Annotated in this window: 16 protein-coding genes; 8 read left to right on the forward strand and 8 right to left on the reverse strand. The window is 56.8% G+C overall.

All coding sequences use genetic code 11. The features are described 5' to 3' along the window. Window positions 1–25: 25 nt before the first annotated feature. Together EJA70_RS03490 and EJA70_RS03495 are read right to left on the reverse strand one after the other, a co-directional pair. Entirely contained in the window at window positions 26–706 is a 681-nt protein-coding gene (locus EJA70_RS03490) for an EcsC family protein (protein ID WP_158829652.1), read from the reverse strand. A 1,024-nt stretch (window positions 707–1,730) separates the two neighbouring features. Next, window positions 1,731–2,639: a serine hydrolase gene (locus tag EJA70_RS03495; protein ID WP_158829654.1), complete on the reverse strand. Its 909-nt coding sequence runs from the start codon at window positions 2,637–2,639 to the stop codon at window positions 1,731–1,733. A 393-nt stretch (window positions 2,640–3,032) separates the two neighbouring features. Between EJA70_RS03495 and EJA70_RS03500 the strand changes: the two genes are divergently transcribed. Together EJA70_RS03500 and EJA70_RS03505 are read left to right on the forward strand one after the other, a co-directional pair. Further along, window positions 3,033–4,034 carry a GTPase gene (locus EJA70_RS03500; protein ID WP_158829656.1) on the forward strand — a complete coding sequence of 334 codons (1,002 nt, stop codon included), beginning with the start codon at window positions 3,033–3,035 and terminating at the stop codon, window positions 4,032–4,034. A 66-nt stretch (window positions 4,035–4,100) separates the two neighbouring features. Beyond that, complete coding sequence (locus EJA70_RS03505) at window positions 4,101–4,826, forward strand: GTPase family protein (RefSeq protein WP_256677619.1); 726 nt, start codon at window positions 4,101–4,103, stop codon at window positions 4,824–4,826. Between the two features lie 309 nt (window positions 4,827–5,135). Here the strand turns inward: EJA70_RS03505 and EJA70_RS03510 are convergent, their stop codons facing one another. The 4 genes from EJA70_RS03510 to EJA70_RS03525 all read right to left on the reverse strand — a co-directional run bounded on the left by EJA70_RS03510 (window position 5,136) and on the right by EJA70_RS03525 (window position 9,369). Further along, window positions 5,136–6,113: a hypothetical protein gene (locus EJA70_RS03510; protein ID WP_158829658.1), complete on the reverse strand. Its 978-nt coding sequence runs from the start codon at window positions 6,111–6,113 to the stop codon at window positions 5,136–5,138. Between the two features lie 329 nt (window positions 6,114–6,442). After that, window positions 6,443–6,913 carry a hypothetical protein gene (locus tag EJA70_RS03515; protein WP_158829660.1) on the reverse strand — a complete coding sequence of 157 codons (471 nt, stop codon included), beginning with the start codon at window positions 6,911–6,913 and terminating at the stop codon, window positions 6,443–6,445. Window positions 6,914–6,982: 69 nt separating this feature from the next. Beyond that, entirely contained in the window at window positions 6,983–7,234 is a 252-nt protein-coding gene (locus EJA70_RS03520; protein WP_256677620.1) for a hypothetical protein, read from the reverse strand. Between the two features lie 8 nt (window positions 7,235–7,242). Beyond that, window positions 7,243–9,369, reverse strand: a complete 2,127-nt coding sequence (locus tag EJA70_RS03525) for a TonB-dependent receptor domain-containing protein (RefSeq protein WP_158829662.1) — start codon at window positions 9,367–9,369, stop codon at window positions 7,243–7,245. A gap of 186 nt (window positions 9,370–9,555) precedes the next feature. Between EJA70_RS03525 and ppk2 the strand changes: the two genes are divergently transcribed. After that, complete coding sequence (gene ppk2, locus EJA70_RS03530; protein ID WP_008088565.1) at window positions 9,556–10,371, forward strand: polyphosphate kinase 2; 816 nt, start codon at window positions 9,556–9,558, stop codon at window positions 10,369–10,371. Window positions 10,372–10,510: 139 nt separating this feature from the next. Here ppk2 and EJA70_RS03535 read toward each other — a convergent pair whose 3' ends face one another. After that, entirely contained in the window at window positions 10,511–11,326 is an 816-nt protein-coding gene (locus EJA70_RS03535; protein WP_158829664.1) for a suppressor of fused domain protein, read from the reverse strand. Window positions 11,327–11,378: 52 nt separating this feature from the next. Next, window positions 11,379–12,278 carry a LysR family transcriptional regulator gene (locus EJA70_RS03540; RefSeq protein WP_008086404.1) on the reverse strand — a complete coding sequence of 300 codons (900 nt, stop codon included), beginning with the start codon at window positions 12,276–12,278 and terminating at the stop codon, window positions 11,379–11,381. Window positions 12,279–12,373: 95 nt separating this feature from the next. On the opposite strand from EJA70_RS03540, the gene EJA70_RS03545 reads away from it, so the two are divergent. The 5 genes from EJA70_RS03545 to dmpG all read left to right on the forward strand — a co-directional run bounded on the left by EJA70_RS03545 (window position 12,374) and on the right by dmpG (window position 17,995). After that, complete coding sequence (locus tag EJA70_RS03545; protein ID WP_158829666.1) at window positions 12,374–13,597, forward strand: MFS transporter; 1,224 nt, start codon at window positions 12,374–12,376, stop codon at window positions 13,595–13,597. Next, complete coding sequence (locus tag EJA70_RS03550) at window positions 13,594–14,424, forward strand: hypothetical protein (RefSeq protein WP_158829668.1); 831 nt, start codon at window positions 13,594–13,596, stop codon at window positions 14,422–14,424. Before EJA70_RS03545 ends, EJA70_RS03550 begins: the two co-directional genes overlap by 4 nt. A 159-nt stretch (window positions 14,425–14,583) precedes the next feature. Next, a complete protein-coding gene (locus EJA70_RS03555) occupies window positions 14,584–15,825 on the forward strand; it encodes an acetyl-CoA carboxylase biotin carboxylase subunit family protein (protein WP_158829670.1) in 1,242 nt (413 codons plus the stop codon). A gap of 87 nt (window positions 15,826–15,912) precedes the next feature. Beyond that, window positions 15,913–16,947 carry an AbrB family transcriptional regulator gene (locus EJA70_RS03560; RefSeq protein ID WP_008086397.1) on the forward strand — a complete coding sequence of 345 codons (1,035 nt, stop codon included), beginning with the start codon at window positions 15,913–15,915 and terminating at the stop codon, window positions 16,945–16,947. Between the two features lie 37 nt (window positions 16,948–16,984). Then, window positions 16,985–17,995, forward strand: coding sequence for a 4-hydroxy-2-oxovalerate aldolase (gene dmpG / locus EJA70_RS03565; protein ID WP_008086394.1), 1,011 nt, complete (start codon window positions 16,985–16,987; stop codon window positions 17,993–17,995). The last annotated feature ends 3 nt before the right edge of the window (window positions 17,996–17,998 follow it).

Consider the following 17,998-nt stretch of genomic DNA (forward strand, 5'->3'; position numbering starts at 1 on the left):
TTTTTCAGCCCCAAAACCGATGCAATTACTCCGTCGCCGCCTCTTCCTTCAGGTTCAGGCGGAATGCATCGCGCGCGGTTTTTCCGACGTAAGTGGTGAGCGCGTAATTCGCTGTGCCACCAATGATCACGCCAATCCCGAACGGGATCACTTTCGCGGCGGCTTTCTGAGTAAACGAAATGCCGATTTTTGCGAACAGTTCCTTGATGATCTGCAGCGTTGGGCCTTTCAAATACTGCTGAACCATGCGCACGCCGGCCTTGCTGGCGATTCGGGTGGCGCCGGTCGAACCCATCTGCTCAAGCGAGCCGTACAACGCGATGATGTACGACATGTGCTTGGCATCTTCGTTGGACATGTTGCCGTTGATGGCGACCGCCAGGCACATGGTCATGTCGATCTGCAGCTTCATGCACACCGAGATATCCGCCAGCCCGCCACCGACAGCACTGACCGCCGTGCCGATACCGGGAATAACGCCCGGCAGGGCCGTAGCGGCGCCAGACGTTGCGGCCAATTTCGAGTAGCGGCTGATGATCTTGTCGACGACGGCATCTTGAATCTTTTCATCTGACGCGGTAGGCGCCGATTTGCGGGCTTGCGATTCGTACTGGGTGACCAGTTCGCGGGCATCTTGCGGGCTGATGGCGATGGCTTCTACCATCTTCATCAAAGAGGAACTGCTTTCTTCTTTTACTTGGGTCATACCGAATTCCATTCGTAGATTTTAATCAGTGACGTGTTCACGGCCGAGCGCGGGTTCTGAGAGTGCCATAATTGATATCAAAACAACATTACCTTTAGGGCTAGTGTCAGCGCTCTTTCACGTCGATTCGAGCGGTGGATGAGGTTCTTTTTCAGGCGCTGCCCATTTCCTCATACGAAACATCGAACGCGGTAACGCGTTCAGCCCACAGCGTTTCAACGGCGTCGTGGATGATTCGGCAAGCCTTGAATTGAGCGGGCTTTCGGGCCCTTTGCGGTTGTTGGCAGTACAGGCGTATTTGTCACAGCCCTCCGCGTCTAGTAAAAAGCTCACTTCAAATGACCAACACTGAACGATTTATGACGACTGACTACGGGCAACGCATTTGTAATCGATGCGGTGATTCGATTACCGCCTACTGTCCGTCACTGCAGACACTTGTGGCGCTAACGGACTTCCACGGCAAGGGTGATCAGGCCGTGGTAGATGAAATCGCCCGTCGGGAAAGTATCGACCCGGTTATTGTCTGGGAGTATTTCCGTCATCGGATGAAGCCATGTTGCGAACAAAAGGTCGCCCACTGCTCCTACTGCGGCGGGCGGTTGAGGACCTGGCGTGCGCGGCAATGCATGCACTGTTTCAAGGATTGGCGCTGACGGCACAGTGATCCCTTTTCGATAACCTTGAGGCGCTGAGATGGATTGTCATCGCGACCTGATTTCAGCAATAGAATCGTTTGATTGCTGGGAGCAGCCCTGGACATTTTATGAGTCCGTATCTTCCGCACCCACTCTCGATTCGAATGACCGCGAAACGCTAAATCGCGTTTGGGAAGTCGCCATGGAAAGTGAAGGTTGGAGGGCGAGCAAGGATTTTGCTGATGCCAGCTCGTTGGCAAATGCTCGCCTCGCGTCCGGATTTCCCTGGCTTACAACTGTGGCCCGGCGGCAGCTTGTTAATGGGGCTTCTTATCAGTGGCGGTGAGCGTGATCGTCCCGGGGCAGGATGACCGGCCCAAATGAAACTACTTCAGGTTGCGGGGTTGAGCGTCCGCACCCTGTAGGGCCTGCATCAGACTTCGAACGACATACGCTTCAACCGCACCTTCACTGGCGCCCGCTTCAAAACCTGCGCAACAAACCGATGCGTCGCCGTCGCTCACGCGGTAAACGGCAATGACACTGCCAGGCCCGCAGCCCGTGTGTCCGCTAAGGGTATAACCCCCTTCGATCGATCCCTGCATCAAACCCAGCCCATACCCCGGCGTAATCCACGGACGTCCCGGAATCGGGCCGCCCAGTGTTTTTGCTGCCTGCATTTCTTCGAGCAAGTCTGTGGGAAGGAGGTGGCCCGCGAGTAGTCGATCAAGCAACAGCGCAGCTTGCGAAAGGGGGCCGATCAGCAGGCCGTGATAGACCCAGCCAGGGTCATAATTCGAGGTGCTTGCCGAGTAGGTATCCTGCACGTCGTTTCGCGTTTTAGCGAAGCGAACGTTCGACAGGCCTAAAGCGCCGAGAACGCGTTGATTGACTGCGTCTTCAAGCGACAGATCAGTCACTCGCTCAATCAGCCTGCCGACGAGCAGGTAACCCACGTTCGAGTAGCGCCATCCGCTTCCGGGGCTATATCGAAGTCGGTTACCGTCAAGGCGTTGCATCATTTCATCGGCGGACCAGGCTGCCTGATGGTTAGCGACGGCGGCGTGATAGTCGGCCAATTCGCTGTAGTCGGCGAGGCCTGCTTCATGGCGCAATAGTTGGCGCAGTGTGAAGGGTTGATCAAGGATGGGGGCGTCCAGGCTGACCAGTCTGTCGCGCACTAATGTCAGGGCTGTTGCCGCCAGGACTGTTTTTGTAAAACTCCACCACGGGGCCAAGAGGTCTGAGTGGTCAGTTGCTGGAGGCTGGCCGTTCAATACAAGTGAACTCAGCATTGGATTCCCTGGGATTGCGAATGGGTTGGCAGGGCAACAAGATATCTCATATCGCCGTTGCTGCAGACTGTTGGAGGTATTGTATTGATTGGGTGGCTCCTATGGCCGATTTCTGCCATCCGCCATCGGTACCTTACGACGCGTTCATGCATCGTACGTCTCATAACAGCTTGGCACCGGAAAACTGGCCTCTCTTGCTCAGCTTCCACGAATCAGGCGTAAGTTGATGCCACTGCGTAGGCTAATGAGCTTGATTCATGAGAGGAGAGTGTTTGCCGCTCCTTCAGAAAATCGTCTTCCAGCCGATAACCTTATGCGTATATCGGGTGCCTGGACATGCTTCTGTCGAGGCGGGTCCTGTACTGATGGAATCACAAACTTTAGGAATCAAGGATGAAGGGCAAAAAATTTTTTGATGATCTGGTTGAAACAATTCAACAAGATAGCGCCCTCGACGAGGCTGCAAAAGCAGCGGTCTACCGCAATTTCACGAAGTTGAAAGATACGAAAGTCAATCTGCTTATTACAGGCGCCACTGGATGCGGTAAGTCGTCGACGATCAATGCGCTATTCAACACAGACCACGCCAAAGTCGGTCAAGGTGTTGACCCAGAAACGATGGAGATCACCAGATACGAACTCGATAACATTGTTTTATTTGACTCGCCAGGCTTGGGTGACGGCAAAGATGCCGATATTCGCCATTCAAAAGGGATCATCGAAAAGCTTTTCGAAAAAGATGAGCGTGGTGTGCCTTTAATCGACTTGGTGTTGGTCATACTTGATGGCTCCAGTCGCGATCTGGGGACCTCGTTTGAATTAATAAACAGTGTGATCATTCCTAACCTCGGGGATGATCACAGCCGTTTGTTGGTGGCGATTAACCAAGCTGACATGGCGATGAAAGGCCGCTTTTGGAATCAGGAGACCAATCAACCAGAATCAGCGTTAGTCAGTTTTCTTGAGGAGAAAGTGACGTCTACCAAACGACGCATCAAGGAAGCTACCGATGTTGACGTAGATCCGATCTACTACTCGGCAGGGTATAAAGATGCAGGCCAAGCTCAGAAACCGTATAACCTTTCCAAGTTGCTTCTCCAGATCCTTCGGCATACCAAAGCTGAAAAACGTGCGGTCTTCGCTCAGGACGTTAATACCGATGAGCAAATGTGGAGGGACGACGACCGCCTTTTAGACTATAGAAAAGAAATTCAGCTTACAGTCATAGATTCCATAAAAATTAACGCTTCTATAGGCTCTGATATGGGCGGAGAAATTGGTAGTGCAATCGGTAGTTTGCTTGGAAAAAAAGGGCAAATTCTTGGTGAAGTAGGCGGGAAGGTAGCGGGCGCATTAATCGGTGGGGTAGTGGGCTTCTTTCGCAGCTTCTTCTAAACGAAAAGGCTTTTAGTGAGGCGAGTAACAACTCGCTTCGCTGTTTAAGACTGAGAGGAGGGAAGTATGGGGCTGAATATTCTTCAAACGTCCAGATTCCTACAATGGGCCGAACTTGGGCCTATGTACCGATACGACGATATCCGAACGAAGCTTGAGCAAAATGAGCTATTGATGCCCTTGGATGTATTGCTGGTAGGGGGAACTGGAACTGGAAAAAGCTCAACCTTGAACGCTCTATTCGGGGAGGTAGTGGCCAAGGTTGGGTATGGAGTCGAACCGGAAACTCAGGCGCTGAGTTCACATCAGGTCCACCAGTATCTTCGTTTTCACGACTCTGCCGGATTGGGGGATGGCAAGGCCGCTGACTTGAACCACGCCAAGTCGATAACCGAAATATTGAATCGGTCCACACAAAATCAAAATCAAGGATTCATCGACTTGGTTCTCGTCCTGCTGGATGGAGGATCAAGGGATCTAGGAACGACCTTCAGCTTGCTTGAGAAAGTCATTCTGAAGTCAATCGACTCTGATCGGGTAATTGTCGCCATCAATCAAGCCGACATGGCTATGAAAGGGCGTCATTGGGATTTTGTTACGTGTCGACCCGAGTCAGCGTTATTGGACTTCCTAAATGAAAAAGCGAAGTCGATAGAGAATCGTATTAAAGATTCGACCGGGTTGAATATCCAACGCCCGGTATTTTACAGCGCGCTTCATAAATACAATCTACACGCAGTGATCGATCACATTTACGATCACATTCCCGAAACAGTCCGAATGCTCAATTGATTTCTTGATAGCTGCGGTGCTCTAGGTTTGATTTGCTGTCGATAAAAAATTGAGCAAAATCAGTAAGGGATTGAGCCGTAGTTCCGCTTTTGGCCGGTTGCATCCATTAGTGCGGCGTGCCATCGGCCAAGGGCAGCTTTCTCCACCCTCCCTGAACAAAAGTGTTTATCACTCGTTCATTTAAATAGGGTTGATAATCGGTATAATTCGCTTGGCCGATTGTATCAATATTTATCTGGAGCAGTATCAGCAGTAAATCTGTCAATTGAGTTGTATGGTAGTTAAGTTTTTTGTTAGAGGTTGGAAAGTTTAAAAATTTATATTTACCGTAAAAGCGCGTTCATAACCACCTTTGAAAGCCCCTTGAAAAAGGGAAAGTAGATTTGCATTCATGCCAAACGCGATGTCAAGAGTGATTTCCTTTTCTATGCTAACCAAGGCGCTTGGGTTAAGCGCGGCATGCTCTGCTAGCTTTAATAGTTCTGGTGCATGGTTTAATTGTGTTCTGATGTGGGGTATTAGTGCGTCGGTATGCTCTGTTCTGACGCCGTTCAATATCGCATCAATGCTGAATCGAGTTGTTTTTTTGAGGTCCAGACCTAAGTGTGGCGCAAGTAAAACTATTTCTTTGCTTATGCTGATATCGGTTGTTAAATTAATATTTGTTGTATCAGTGATTTTTATTTTTTTTGCGCCGAGCTTAGAGAATATGTCAATTATGGCTGCTCTCAAATTCTCTAAAACAGAGCGTGAAAAATCTGTTGAATTCACAAGTTTTTCGCCGTGCAAGAAATGTACGCCGCTTGTAATACGTGAGTCTTGAAAAATAGCGCGTACATGTTCAATGCCACCTATGAAGATGTCGCTGTCGTCAGATGGTAGATTTTTCAACAGTAATTCGTACTGTTTTTTTGATGAAAATATTCCTTTAAATAGGCTGTCATCGTGCGAAATGTAGCATTCCATGATCGTTTTTTTGTCGATCGCATTAATAGTGGCTAAATCATTTTCTTTGCTGATGACCGCTTTTACGCTTGAACCACCTCCTGAGCCAGCTTCATAAAGACGTTGCGCTGTATTGTGACTTCTCAGAGAAAAATATTCTTTTAGCGTCTCTTTTGAAATTAAGGCGTTGGCTATGTCGGCAATAGCTTCAGAAGTTGTTTTGCTGGTCTTTATATAGCGGCCAGGCGTAGTAGAGTTTTTATTCGTCACAAGAAATAACATAAATTCTCCCTGTCGTCTCTTAAGGTTTTTTGAGGCATTGGGATGATAGCTGTAATCCATTTATTAGTCCATGCTTCGACTTTTAATCGAAGCGGCGGGGGTGGTCAGCTATAAGATGATTTTTTAGTCGCTAATCTCCTGTATTCGTTAATCGTTAATCGTTAATCGTTTGGTTGATGGGGTTTCAACTAAAGTCGGGTGTGCAGCAGTGCGGTCTACAATTCATGCGCTACCTTGAGTGTGTAATCAACTCGATTGGCGTTTTGGAGTCCGATGGTGAGACTAAATATTCTTCCTGACAGATCACATCCAACCAGATCATCATTTGTTCCTGTGCCTCGAGTCTCGTCTGTTACTACGGATACAGGGTGCCGAAGCGAGGTGCGAAATCATTGTTTGAACGGCGTAAGTTCCAAAGATAACGCGCCGCAATACATCACGGTGTTGCAAACGATCATTTGCGCAATCATGAAACCGAGGCTGGCGCCCAGAAACGCAAAGCCTGCCACTAGCCATGGCAAGCTCGCATTCACGCGGCCTCTCAACAACCACGCCGCCACGCTTGCACCGACGAACATCCCAGGAAGGGAAAATAAATGGCCCAGCCCGACGAGACCACCGTCGCGGCCCAAGTGCGTGATGGCGGCCATGTAGATCAGAAGGGTCATGATCGCGGCCGCTGTCGTACCGGTGAGAAACAGAGAGCGTGCCCGTAGAATCAAGCCGGGGAGCACAATGAGCGCCGGGGCCCCAACGAGGTACCAATAGCCAAAATACAGCGTGTTGCCAGCAATGGCTGCGTAAACGAGAACAAGCGTGACCAACACCATCGAGTAGGCTAAATCGTCCCTGAAGACCATTTGAACTCCCTTGCATTGCTAACAGAGTCGGTATTGTCGACGTAGATTAGCTGATGGCCAGGTATTCGTTCAGTTGCCCGCAATGGGCCGGTCTCCGTGGGCTGCAGAGATTTCCACGCCAATCAGCGCGCCAATCAACTTCCGCGCCTTTTTGCCATCCGCTGCATAAAGTCCCGACAAAGGCGTTTGATCCGTCAAGCGGTGCAGGCGGAAATGGTTATAGAACGCCTGTCCCAGACGCTGCCCCTCAAACGTCCCCGCGTCCCACTGGCTGAAAAAGTCATCAAACGCAGCGCGTTCGATCTCCAGTGGCGCAAGCAAAGTTGGCCTCACAACAGACTCCACGAAACCCCGACATACACACCCATCCCTTCACCCGGCGTAGACCGCGCGGCATCCAGCCCTTTGTCGTCATAGCCCGGTGTAACCGTCGCCGCATAGTGTTTGTTGGTCAGATTGCGCATGTCCAGCCACGTTTGCCAGTCGCCCTTCGGCGCGTTGTAGCCCAGCGTTGCGCCGAACAGGGCGTAAGGATCGGCGTAATAGCTGTCGGCGTAATCCACCGCCACTTTCGAGACCAGTTGCGTATTCACGGCGGCGAAGAAGCCCTGTGGCCAGTCATAGCGCAATTCGCCCTGGTAGTAATGCATCGGCAGGCCGGGGAGGAGGTTGTCGCCGAAGCGCTCGTCGTCGCGATAGTGGAAGTCGCTGAAGGTGTAAGCCTGGCGCAGGCTCAACTGGCGGCCGTCGGCGGCGGACCAGAGTTTGCTGTTCAGGCTGGCCTCGACGCCTTGGTGTACGGTCGGGCTGGCGTTGAGTTCATACGGGGTGACGGCGCTGGCGTCCGGCAATACCGAGAGCAGTTCGTGGCGCACTTGCGCGTAGTACCAGGCCAGGCTCCATTCGCCGATGGCGCTGTCGCCGCGGCCACCGAGTTCGAGGGTGGTCGCGGTCTGGTTTTGCAGGGTGATCGGGTCTTTCTGGGTGCCGGTGGCCGGGCCGTTGCCCGCCGGGAAGCGCACGTTGGAGCTGTAGATCAGCGACCACGGGTGCGGTGCTTCGACCGAGCGACTGAGGTTGCCGAACACTTGCAGGTCGGGCGTGATCTGATAGCGCAGACCGATGCGCGGTGCGTAGTCCCAGTCGTTCAGGCTGGTTTTGCCGCCGCTTTGCGGGTAGGTCACGTCGCTTTCGCGACGGGTGTAGATGGCGGCGAGGCCGGTGGTCAGCCAGAGGTCGTCGGCGATTTCCAGATCGTTGCCAAAGTGCAGGACGGTGTCCGAGCCTTGATAGGTGAAGTTGCGCATGTGTGTGCCGGGAGCGTAGCCGGCGGTATTACCGGTGGGGATGCGCACCAGCTCGCTGGCGCCGTCGTTCGGCAGGTGTTTGGTCACGCGCAGGCCGACGTTGCTGCGGCTTTCCATACCGAAAAGAGTGTCGCGGCGTTTGTAGTCGAAGGTGCCGCTGACGTCGCTGTAGGCAACTTTCAGGCGGTTGGGGCCTTCGCGCAGATCCATCGGGTAATCGTGGTAGACGAGGCCGGTCTGGATGCTTGAATCGTCGTCGATGTAGAAGGTGGTCTTGTTGCCGATGAAGGTGCTGCCTGGCTGTTTGCGGCTGTCGTCGCGCGCCACATAAGACGGGTTGGCGGCGCGTGGATCGTGTTCGATGGAATGCTTGGTCACACGCCCGGCGAGGTCGTTGTCGGTCTCGCGGTAGCGGATGTAGAAGCGCGTTTCCAGATTCGGGTTGAAGCGATAACCGAAGTTGGCGATCAGGCCTTTGCTTTCGCTGGCGGTGTGGTCCTGATAGCCGTCGGCGTTGGAGTCGGTGAGCGATACGTAGTAGTCGAAGTCGCCGAGCACTTGCCCCGAACTGACCTGACGCTGCTGATAACCGTGGCTGCCGGTGGCGTAGCGCACTTGCAGTTTCGGCGCGTTGTAGCCGGTGTGGCTGACGTAATCGATGGCGCCGCCCAGTGCCAGCGAACCGCGATCAAAACCGTTGGCACCGCGCAGCACTTCTACGTGATCGACCCACAGCGGTTCGAGCAATTCGTACGGCGTGCCGCCGGGGCCGGTCAATGGCAGGCCATCGAGCATCGTGTACAGCCCCGAGGCATGGGCGCCCGGCGCGCGGTTGATGCCCGAGCCCCGAATCGAGATTTTCACGCCTTCGTTGCCCGCCGACTGCGCATAGACCCCCGGCTGATAGGCCAGCACGTCCTGATTGCTGGCGACACGGCCCTGCAAGGGTTGGCGCATGTCGACCACATTGGTGGCGCCGGGCACTTGTTCGAGGCGGGCCTTGGCTTCTTCAACGCTGGCATCCGAACCACTGCGCTCATCCGCCGAAATCAGTACTTGCCCAAGCTCCAGCCCTTGAGTGTCGGCCATCGCCGGGCAGGCGAGGGCCAGCCCGAGCAGGGCGGTGGGCAGGGATTTGGGCGACGGCATCGGGAAACTCCAGCAAACAAGGGGCGGACAATGAACAGTGCGACGTAACAAAGAACGAAGGAAACACATGGCAATTTTGCTTTTTGCCCGGCAATGGCAAACCGCAAGTCGTGGGCTAACCTCACGTGTCTGGTTTGCCGCGTCAATAAACGCTTTGTTTCCGCATTCATTCGTGAGGGCTCGATCATGGCAAAAGACAAGAAAAAGGCCGCCAAGGCGCCTGAAAGTCCCAAGCTGAAAAACAAGGATTACCTCGATCAGTTGCGCAAGCTGCACGTCGAACTGGTCAAGCTGCAGGAGTGGGTGATCGCCAAGGGCGTCAAGGTCTGCATCGTTTTCGAGGGCCGCGATGGCGCCGGCAAGGGCGGGACGATCAAGGCCCTCACCGAGCGTGTCAGCCCGCGCGTCTTTCGGGTGGTGGCGTTGCCTGCGCCGACGGATCGCGAGAAGAGCCAGATGCATGTGCAGCGTTATCTGCCTTATCTGCCGGCAGGGGGCGAGGTGGTGATCTTTGATCGCAGTTGGTACAACCGCGCCGGGGTTGAGCGGGTGATGGGCTTTTGCACGGAGGATCAGGCCGACAAGTTTCTCAAGTCGATCCCGTGGGTCGAGCACGCCATCGTTCAGTCGGGGGTGATCCTGCTCAAGTATTGGCTGGAGGTCAGTCCCGAAGAGCAGACCCGTCGGCTGGAGGCGCGGATCAACGATGGCCGCAAGATCTGGAAACTGACGCCGATGGACCTCAAGTCCTACAGCCGCTGGTACGACTATTCCCGCGCGCGCGACGAGATGTTCAAACACACCGACACCGAACATGCGCCGTGGCGCGTAGCTGATTCGAACGACAAGCGCCGGGCGCGGCTGAACATCATCACCGACGTGCTCAGCCGCATTCCCTATGAGGAGGTGAAACGCGAAAAGGTGGAATTGCCCAAACGGCAGAAACCCGGCAAATACCGCGAGCCGGATTACCCCTACCAGCGCGTAGCCGAAAAATTCTAGTCCCCCTCTGTAGGAGCTGCCGAAGGCTGCGATCTTTTGACCTTGATCCTGAAAAACAAAATCAAAAGATCGCAGCCTTCGGCAGCTCCTACCGGTCTTGCGGAAAAATTCGACGTGCTTTTTGGGGAGGTTTTTTCGGTTAGATGACGCTGGCGCGGTTGAGGTTGCTGAGGTGGCCGGCACCTGCTGCCTGCAAGCGCGCGATGAGGTCCTGGCGCGCGGTTTGCCCGCCCGCGCGGACGTATTCCAGTTCAGCGGCGGTGATCAGCACCACCGGCACGAGTTTCACCGGCGACAGCGGCATGTCTTCCAGCAGCGTCGGGAAGTCCGGCTGCGGCGCGCCGAGCAGGACGCCGACCATGTCGTCCTCGGTGACGAACTGTGCAGGCAACTGATCGCTCATGTAATGCGATTGACTGAACCCCGGAAGCTCCAGCGACAGTGCGCCGTACTGTTGCAACTGGCCGGTGATGCCGCCAGCGTTCGCCACCGTCGCGGCGATGTGCTTGAGCATTTCAAAGGCCCAGCTTTGCTGGAGCGGGGCGACATCGCCCAGCGCACCGCGTGCATGCTCGGGAATGTCGGCGGTTTCGACGAACAATTCCATTTCGAAACCATTGCTCCGGCCTTCAGGATCATCGAACGGGTCCGACAGGCCCTCGCTGGCGAGAATGATCGAATCACCACGGCGCACGATGCGATACGCCTGCCGGGTCGAAGGCCAGTCCGGGCCGCCCATGAAGCTCGGGCTGATCATGTAACCCAGCACATCGCGCTCACTCACACCGACCGCATTCCAGTGCCGATCAAGGCACGCCTGGCTGGCTTCACGCGCCGCCAGGTTGGCTTTTTCCGCCTCGCTCAGGTCGAGCTCCGAGAACGATTCGTCGACGGGTTGTGCCGACGGCAACTCGGGTTTTTTCTTCGAGGCGAACAGCTTTTTAAAGAATTCCACGGGCGTTCCTTGCTAGGTAAAAATCAGCGGCGAAGTTTGCCATAAGGCCTGATCACTTTGCCCGCAACGTCTGTTCAATAACCTCGACAAACGCCTTCACCAGTGGACTGCGTTCGCGCTTGCGCGTCAGCACCAGCAAAGGCGCCGTCGCACCCGGTTCGGCCAGTGGGCGATAGGTCACGCCGCGTTTCACCAGGGTCTGCGTGCATTGCGGCACCACCGCCACGCCACGGCCGGCAGCGACCAGCGCGATGATCGAGGTGATCTGTTTACCGGTCGGTGCCGGCAGCGGGGTCAGGCCGTTGCGGTGGTACAGCGCCGCAATGATGTCGTTCAGGCCCGAGCCGTAATCGCTGGGGAAGGCGATCAACGGGTACGCGCTCAACTCGGCCAGGGTCACCTGATCCTGTTGCGCCAGCGGGCTGTCGCTGGCAATTGCAGCCACTAGCGGTTCGTTGTCCAGGCAGATCGCCTGCACCTCGGAATCATCGCCGGGCGGTTGCATGCGGCTCATGCCGATGTCGAGGCGGCCCTCGATGATCTGCGCCCATTGCGTGCTGGACGCGCCTTCTTCGACGGTCAGTTGCACATCCGGATACGACGAACAGAAGGTCTGGATGGTCTGGCTGAAAATGTCCGACAGCGCAATCGAACTCGCATAGCCCACCGCCAGATGGCCGGCTGAACCCGCTGCCAGTTTGCTGGTGATGGTGGCGGTCAGATCAACCTGTTCCAGCACCGCCCGGGCGTAGGGCAGAAAGTGCCGGCCCTCGGACGTCAGCGTGACGTTGCGCGTGCTGCGATCGAACAGGCGAAAACCCAATTCGGTTTCCAGTGCCGAGATCTGTCGAGTCAGCGGTGGCTGGGCGATGTGCAAGCGCGCGGCGGCACGACCAAAGTGCAGTTCGTCGCTGACGACCAGGAAGTAACGCAGACGGCGCAGATCGATCATGTTCATCCTTGGGTATCAATCGGTCGGAAATAGGTATTGGATCGTTTCGACAGCCCATCTTATAAAAGTGTTTGAAATCATTACGAACTTTTCTTATGAATCCTCGCGTGTTTTGTCCTCGGGTCGCCTTGTTTCTGTCGGGATGCGCGGCTTTCATCAACCTTTATGCCACACAAGGCCTGCTCAACGAGTTGGCCGCTGACTTTGACGTGTCGGCCCGGCAAGCCAGCTGGAGCATTACCGTCACCACCCTGGCCGTCGCCCTGACGGCGCTGTTTGTCGGTCGATTGAGTGCGCGGGCCGAGCAGCACCGGGTCATCGCCCTGGCCGCTATCCTCTTGGCGCTGCCGGCGTTATTGGCCGCATGGGCCGGCAGTTTCAGTGAGTTTCTACTCTGGCGATCCGTGCAAGGCATGCTGATTCCGGTGGTGTTCGCCACCAGCATTGCCTACATCGGCGTGCGCTGGAAGGACGGCGCGGTCACGGAAGTGACCAGCGTGTACGTTGCCGGCACCGTGCTGGGCGGTTTTTGCGGACGCTTTCTCACCGGCTGGACCACCGAGCTTGCCGATTGGCGTATGGCGCTGGCATTGCTCGCCGGGTTGAGCCTGATTCTCGGCCTGGCGATTGCCTGGTTGTTGCCGCGCAATCCACCCGCGCCAGTGCAAAGTCCCGCTGATCGCAAATCAACGCCCAGCGAGCGATTCAGCAAGCCGTTGCTGGCCGCTTATGCCGTGGGTTTTTGCGTGCTGTTTGCGCAAATCGCGATGTTTACCTACGTCGGCTTGCACCTCAGTCATGCACCGTTTTCGTTGAGCACCGGTGAGCTTGGTGCGATTTATTCAGTCTTTCTGCTGGCGCTGGTGGTGGTGCCGGTGGCCGGGCGCCTCGGTAAAGCGCGGCCGCGCAGCGATTTGATCAAAGTGGCGGCGTGCCTTGGGGTGACCGGCTCGCTGCTGACGCTGACGTCGTCCTTGTGGCTGATCGTCCTGGGTCTGGCGCTCAGCTCCACCGGGGTGTTCCTCGCACAAGCCGCCGCCAATGCGTTTATCACCGCCCACGCCCGGCAAGACAAGGCCGGCGCCGTCGGCCTGTACCTGACCAGTTATTACCTGGGCGGCAGCTTCGGCGCTTTCGTGCCGGGCACGCTGTGGGAGCTGGGTGGCTGGCCGGCCTGTATTGCGCTGATTGTGATGTTCCAGGTGCTGCCACTTCTGGTGATCCGCAGCGGCTGGAAAGTCTCTGCATTGCCGGTGATCGCCGGCCCACACGCGCTGAACGCGCTCGATTCAACATCCAACAAGGAAAAAGTGAGATGACCGTGAGTAACCTGCAGACGCTGCAAAGCCAGTTGTTGAACGTGATCGAGCCGGTGCTCGAGGACATGCCGGACGGTGTTTTGAAGCAGGCGCTGGTGGCGACATTCCGCAGCGAAGAGGCGGCCCTGCTGGACATCGAAGCGTCGTTCCAGTTGCTCACTTCGCGTCGCCATGACGCCGTGCCGTTGCGCACCTTCTTCGGCAGTTGGTCGAAAACCAATAACTCAGCCGCCAGCGTCTCGGGGCTGGCCAACCGGATCACCTTGCTCGCGCGTTCGGAGCAGGGCGGGGAGGCGGCGCAACGGCTGCATCAAGTGTGCAGCAGCCTGCAACGGATCACCGACGAAGATCTCGGCGCGCTGGGCAACATTCTGCACTCCGAGCTGTTCTACAACATGGCCACACCGATCTGCGGCGACGATCAATGGTTGCTCAAGGAAAACTGCCTGCCGTCGGCACAAGCCTTCAAGGACTGGGCGGACAGCCGACGCCTGCGCGATCGCGATCTGCTGGAAGGCCTGCTGACCACACTGGTGCATGAGGTCTACACCCACGGCGAAGTCGAATTCATTCATCCGCTGTTCAAGCAATGGTTCGAGCGAGACATGGGCGTGCCGGCCGCGAAGGTGCGTTCGACAGTCGCCTGGGTGACCGTGCACACCGGTGGCACCGAGAGCAATCACTTCGCTCACGCGGTGGCAGCGGTCGAGGAATTCGTCGATGTCATGGGCATCGCCGTGGTTCAGGCGGCGGCGCAGGAAATCTTCAGCGAGTACCTGCAACGCAAGGCCACGGTCATGCGCGATTGCGCGGAACATCTGGTTTAAGTGACCGAAAATCGCTGAAACGTTCTGAAAAGTATCAATAACGACGGAATCGGTATTGGCCTGCAGCGCAGGTTTTTATCAAGATGTTGTGGCCAAGGACCGGCCTGTACTGGCCGGTCCGAAGTTCGACGAACCCCGGAAGATCGCAAGGAAGGCCGTATGCAGCTCATTGTTTTTTGCCCGCCGAAAATTATTCTCCAGCACAGCGCCGACAGCTGGTCTGCCGCGCTGGGGCGTGAGGGCGTCCTGTTGAGCTGCACCTCGCGAATGGCGGAAATCGCCGCGCATTTGGGCGAGAGCGTGCGCTTCCAGCTCTTCGACAATTTCAATGACAGTGCGCTGGTCGAGATCGATGTCTATGAGATCGCCCGCGAACTGCATGCGCCGCTGTGCGTGGCGTTGGCCGAGATCGACGTGTTGCGGGTGGCGCGGATCAATGATCGCCTCGGCATCACCCAGGGCGCGGAAGAGCGCGCGATGTTTTACCGGGACAAGTTCCTGATGAAACAGCGGACCCGCCAGTGTGGCTTTGCAATTGCCGAAATGGCGCAAATCCACAACGCCACTGAAGCGGTGCGTTTCAGCGAACGCCATGGTTTTCCGGTGGTGGTCAAACCGCGCGATGGTCGTGGTTCCAACGGCGTCGAAGTGCTCAAGGACCTTGGGCAACTGACACAGTGGCTGGCCGCGCGTCCGTCCACCACCTTCCACAACCTGATGATCGAAAGCTACGTGCGCGGCAGCCATTACATCGTCAACGGTTTGTACATCGAAGGGCAGCCGATCCTCGTGTCACCGGTGCGGGTGATGACCTCGGCGCTGGATTTTTTGGGCGGCAAGTCCCACGACCTGCACATGCTCGATGCGAGCAATCCGCTGCGCGAACGGCTGGTTCAGTACGCCCGTTCGCTGGTCGAAGACGTTTTACCGTCGGATCCGACGATGCTGTTTCACCTGGAATTGTTCGTTGCCGAGAACGGTGAAATCATCCTCTGTGAAATCGCTTCGCGGTTGGGCGGGGTGTTCTTCAATCAGGAGCTGACTCATGCCTGGGGCATCGATCCGCGCATGAGCTTCCTGCGTGCGCTGCAGGATCCGACCTACCGCCCCGAGCCGATGGTCGAGCCGTTGCAGATGGTCGGGCATATCAGCATCCCGCCGCGTGTCGGTCTGCTGCGTGACGTGCCGCACACCTGCACGTTGCCAAGCGTTCTCGAATACCGCATTTCGGCGAAGAAAATGACGTCTTATTCGAGCATGGAATTCACCAACTCGGAGATCCTCAACGCCATTGTGGCGGGGCGCAACGAGGCTGAGCTGCGCGACAACCTGCAGCAGGTCGAACGCTGGTTCCACGAGAGTTGCGACTGGTCCACCAGCGCCGTTGCTGCCCTGGTCTAGACCGCAGCGCCGATTCTTCCGACATCAATTGAGCTGACCTTCCCGTGCTGGACGGGACGGTCACGCCCTCAGAAAAGTGGATATCCCATGAACAAAGTGATCGAAAGCCTTATCCCGATTCCTGTGGCGGCGCTCGGCGCATGGCTCGGCTATCTGACCGGATTTCCCCTCGGCGATTTGATCGGCGCGATTTGCGCGGTGACCGCGTTGAGCAAGTTCGGCGTGCCGATGCGCATGCCGTATCCGTTCGTGGCCACGGTTCAGTTGCTGCTGGGCATCAGCGTCGGCTCCATTGTCACTGGCTCGATGATCAAGGAATTGAGCGACTTCAGCATTCTGGTCGGTCTGGTCATCTGCATGACCACGCAGATTTTCGTCGGCTACAACTGGCTGCGGCGCATGGAGAAATGGGGCCACATTGAAAGCCTGCTGGGCTCGATTCCCGGGGCGATGGCGGCGGTGATGACGGTGTCGGGCGAGCAGGGGCCGGCGTCCGGGCGCATCGCGTTCGTACACATTGTGCGCTTGCTTGCGCTGTTGGCCGTGGTGACGATTATCGCCGGCGGCCACGCCGACAGCGTCACCCCGGTGCTGGGCACCCTGGACAACTACCTGGGCGTGATCCCGCCCGCGATTGCTGCGGTAGCGCTCGGTTATCTGCTGGAACGTTTCGATGTGCCGGCGCCGTACATGCTCACCGGTTTGATTTGCACGGCCGGGGTCAATGTCGCGTTTCCGCAGGCCAATCTGCACGTGCCGGATCCTTTCGCCATCGTCGCGCTGATCCTGCTCGGTGGCTTGATCGGCATTCGCCTCAAGGACATCACCTTCAAGGATGTCGTGCGTTACATCCGCGCCGGCCTGGTGGTCACCGCACTGACGTTCTGCACGACGCTGCTGGTGGCGTTCGTCTTCAGCAAATTGACCGGCAAACCGTTCCTCACGCTGTTCATGTCGTGGGTGCCCGGTGGCGTCGAAGTGATGACCGCCGCCGCGCTGCTGCTCAAGCTCGACCCGGCCTTCGTCATGCTCAACCACGTGGTGCGGATGTCGATCATCCACATTTCCCCGGTGTTTTTGCCCAAGCGTCTGTTGCAGGAACAACCTCAGCCCGAGCAATAACGGCTGCCTACCTTCGAATGACAAGGATTTGATCTCGATGACTGCTATTGCAATTCATGACCCTACGCTGCGCGACGGAAATCACGCGGTGTCCCATTCGCTGAGCCTTGAAGACATCGCCACCTACTGCCGCGCCGTCGATGGCTGTGGGCTGAATGTGGTGGAAGTCGGCCACGGCAACGGCCTGGGCGCATCTTCGCTGCAACTGGGGTTGGCACGTTACAAAGACACGGAAATGCTCGAAACCGCGCGGGCCAACCTGACGCAGTCGAAACTGGGCATTCACATGATCCCCGGCTTTGCGCGCTTGAGCGACATCGACACGGCCCTGAGCATCGGCGTCGAGGTGCTGCGCATCGCCTCGCATTGCACCGAGGCCAGCGTGACCGAAAGCTACATCGAACATGCGCGAGCCAAAGGCGCGTTCGTCCACGGTGTGCTGATGATGACCCACATGGCCAGTGCCGAGCGCTTGCTCGAAGAAGCCTTGAAGCAACAAGGCTACGGCGCCAACGCGCTGGTGCTGATGGATTCGGCCGGGCACTTCGACCCGGACAGTACCCGCGAGAAGATCGGCCTGCTGGCCCGTGAGTTGTCGATTCCGGTGGGCTTTCATGGCCACAACAACCTTGGCCTGGCAGTGGCCAACTCGCTGGCGGCGGCCCAGGCCGGGGCGACCATCATCGACGGTTGCATGCGCGGCTTCGGTGCCGGTGCCGGCAATACTCAGCTGGAAGTGCTGTGCGCCGTCCTCGAACGCTATCAGTTCGACACCGGCGTCGACGTCTTCGGGCTGTGCCGTGCCGTCGACAGCCTGGAAGAATTCACCCCGGTCAGGACACCGACAGTGGTCAAGACCGCCAACCTGATCAGCGGCCTCTACGGGGTGTGCAGCGGCTTTGAAAAGCACGTCGCCCGGGCGGCGGCCGAGTTCCACGTCGAACCGCGCAGAATCTACGAAGAGTTGGCCCGTTGCAACGCTGTGGCCGGTCAGGAAGACCTGATCATTTCGGTCGCCAGCCGCCTCTCTCAACCCGCCGTCGCCTGACTC

Source organism: Pseudomonas sp. PB103 (genome assembly GCF_009764635.1).
GTDB lineage: Bacteria > Pseudomonadota > Gammaproteobacteria > Pseudomonadales > Pseudomonadaceae > Aquipseudomonas.

Excerpts from the sequence above, each read along its gene's own strand:
- EJA70_RS03495 (WP_158829654.1), bottom strand. The coding sequence starts at position 2,639 with ATGCTGAGTTCACTTGTATTGAACGGCCAGCCTCCAGCAACTGACCAC.
- dmpG (WP_008086394.1), top strand. The coding sequence starts at position 16,985 with ATGACTGCTATTGCAATTCATGACCCTACGCTGCGCGACGGAAATCAC.
- EJA70_RS03555 (WP_158829670.1), top strand. The coding sequence starts at position 14,584 with ATGCAGCTCATTGTTTTTTGCCCGCCGAAAATTATTCTCCAGCACAGC.
- EJA70_RS03515 (WP_158829660.1), bottom strand. The coding sequence starts at position 6,913 with ATGGTCTTCAGGGACGATTTAGCCTACTCGATGGTGTTGGTCACGCTT.
- EJA70_RS03510 (WP_158829658.1), bottom strand. The coding sequence starts at position 6,113 with ATGGATTACAGCTATCATCCCAATGCCTCAAAAAACCTTAAGAGACGA.
- EJA70_RS03490 (WP_158829652.1), bottom strand. The coding sequence starts at position 706 with ATGACCCAAGTAAAAGAAGAAAGCAGTTCCTCTTTGATGAAGATGGTA.
- EJA70_RS03500 (WP_158829656.1), top strand. The coding sequence starts at position 3,033 with ATGAAGGGCAAAAAATTTTTTGATGATCTGGTTGAAACAATTCAACAA.
- EJA70_RS03545 (WP_158829666.1), top strand. The coding sequence starts at position 12,374 with ATGAATCCTCGCGTGTTTTGTCCTCGGGTCGCCTTGTTTCTGTCGGGA.
- EJA70_RS03505 (WP_256677619.1), top strand. The coding sequence starts at position 4,101 with ATGGGGCTGAATATTCTTCAAACGTCCAGATTCCTACAATGGGCCGAA.
- EJA70_RS03550 (WP_158829668.1), top strand. The coding sequence starts at position 13,594 with ATGACCGTGAGTAACCTGCAGACGCTGCAAAGCCAGTTGTTGAACGTG.
- ppk2 (WP_008088565.1), top strand. The coding sequence starts at position 9,556 with ATGGCAAAAGACAAGAAAAAGGCCGCCAAGGCGCCTGAAAGTCCCAAG.
- EJA70_RS03560 (WP_008086397.1), top strand. The coding sequence starts at position 15,913 with ATGAACAAAGTGATCGAAAGCCTTATCCCGATTCCTGTGGCGGCGCTC.
- EJA70_RS03525 (WP_158829662.1), bottom strand. The coding sequence starts at position 9,369 with ATGCCGTCGCCCAAATCCCTGCCCACCGCCCTGCTCGGGCTGGCCCTC.
- EJA70_RS03540 (WP_008086404.1), bottom strand. The coding sequence starts at position 12,278 with ATGATCGATCTGCGCCGTCTGCGTTACTTCCTGGTCGTCAGCGACGAA.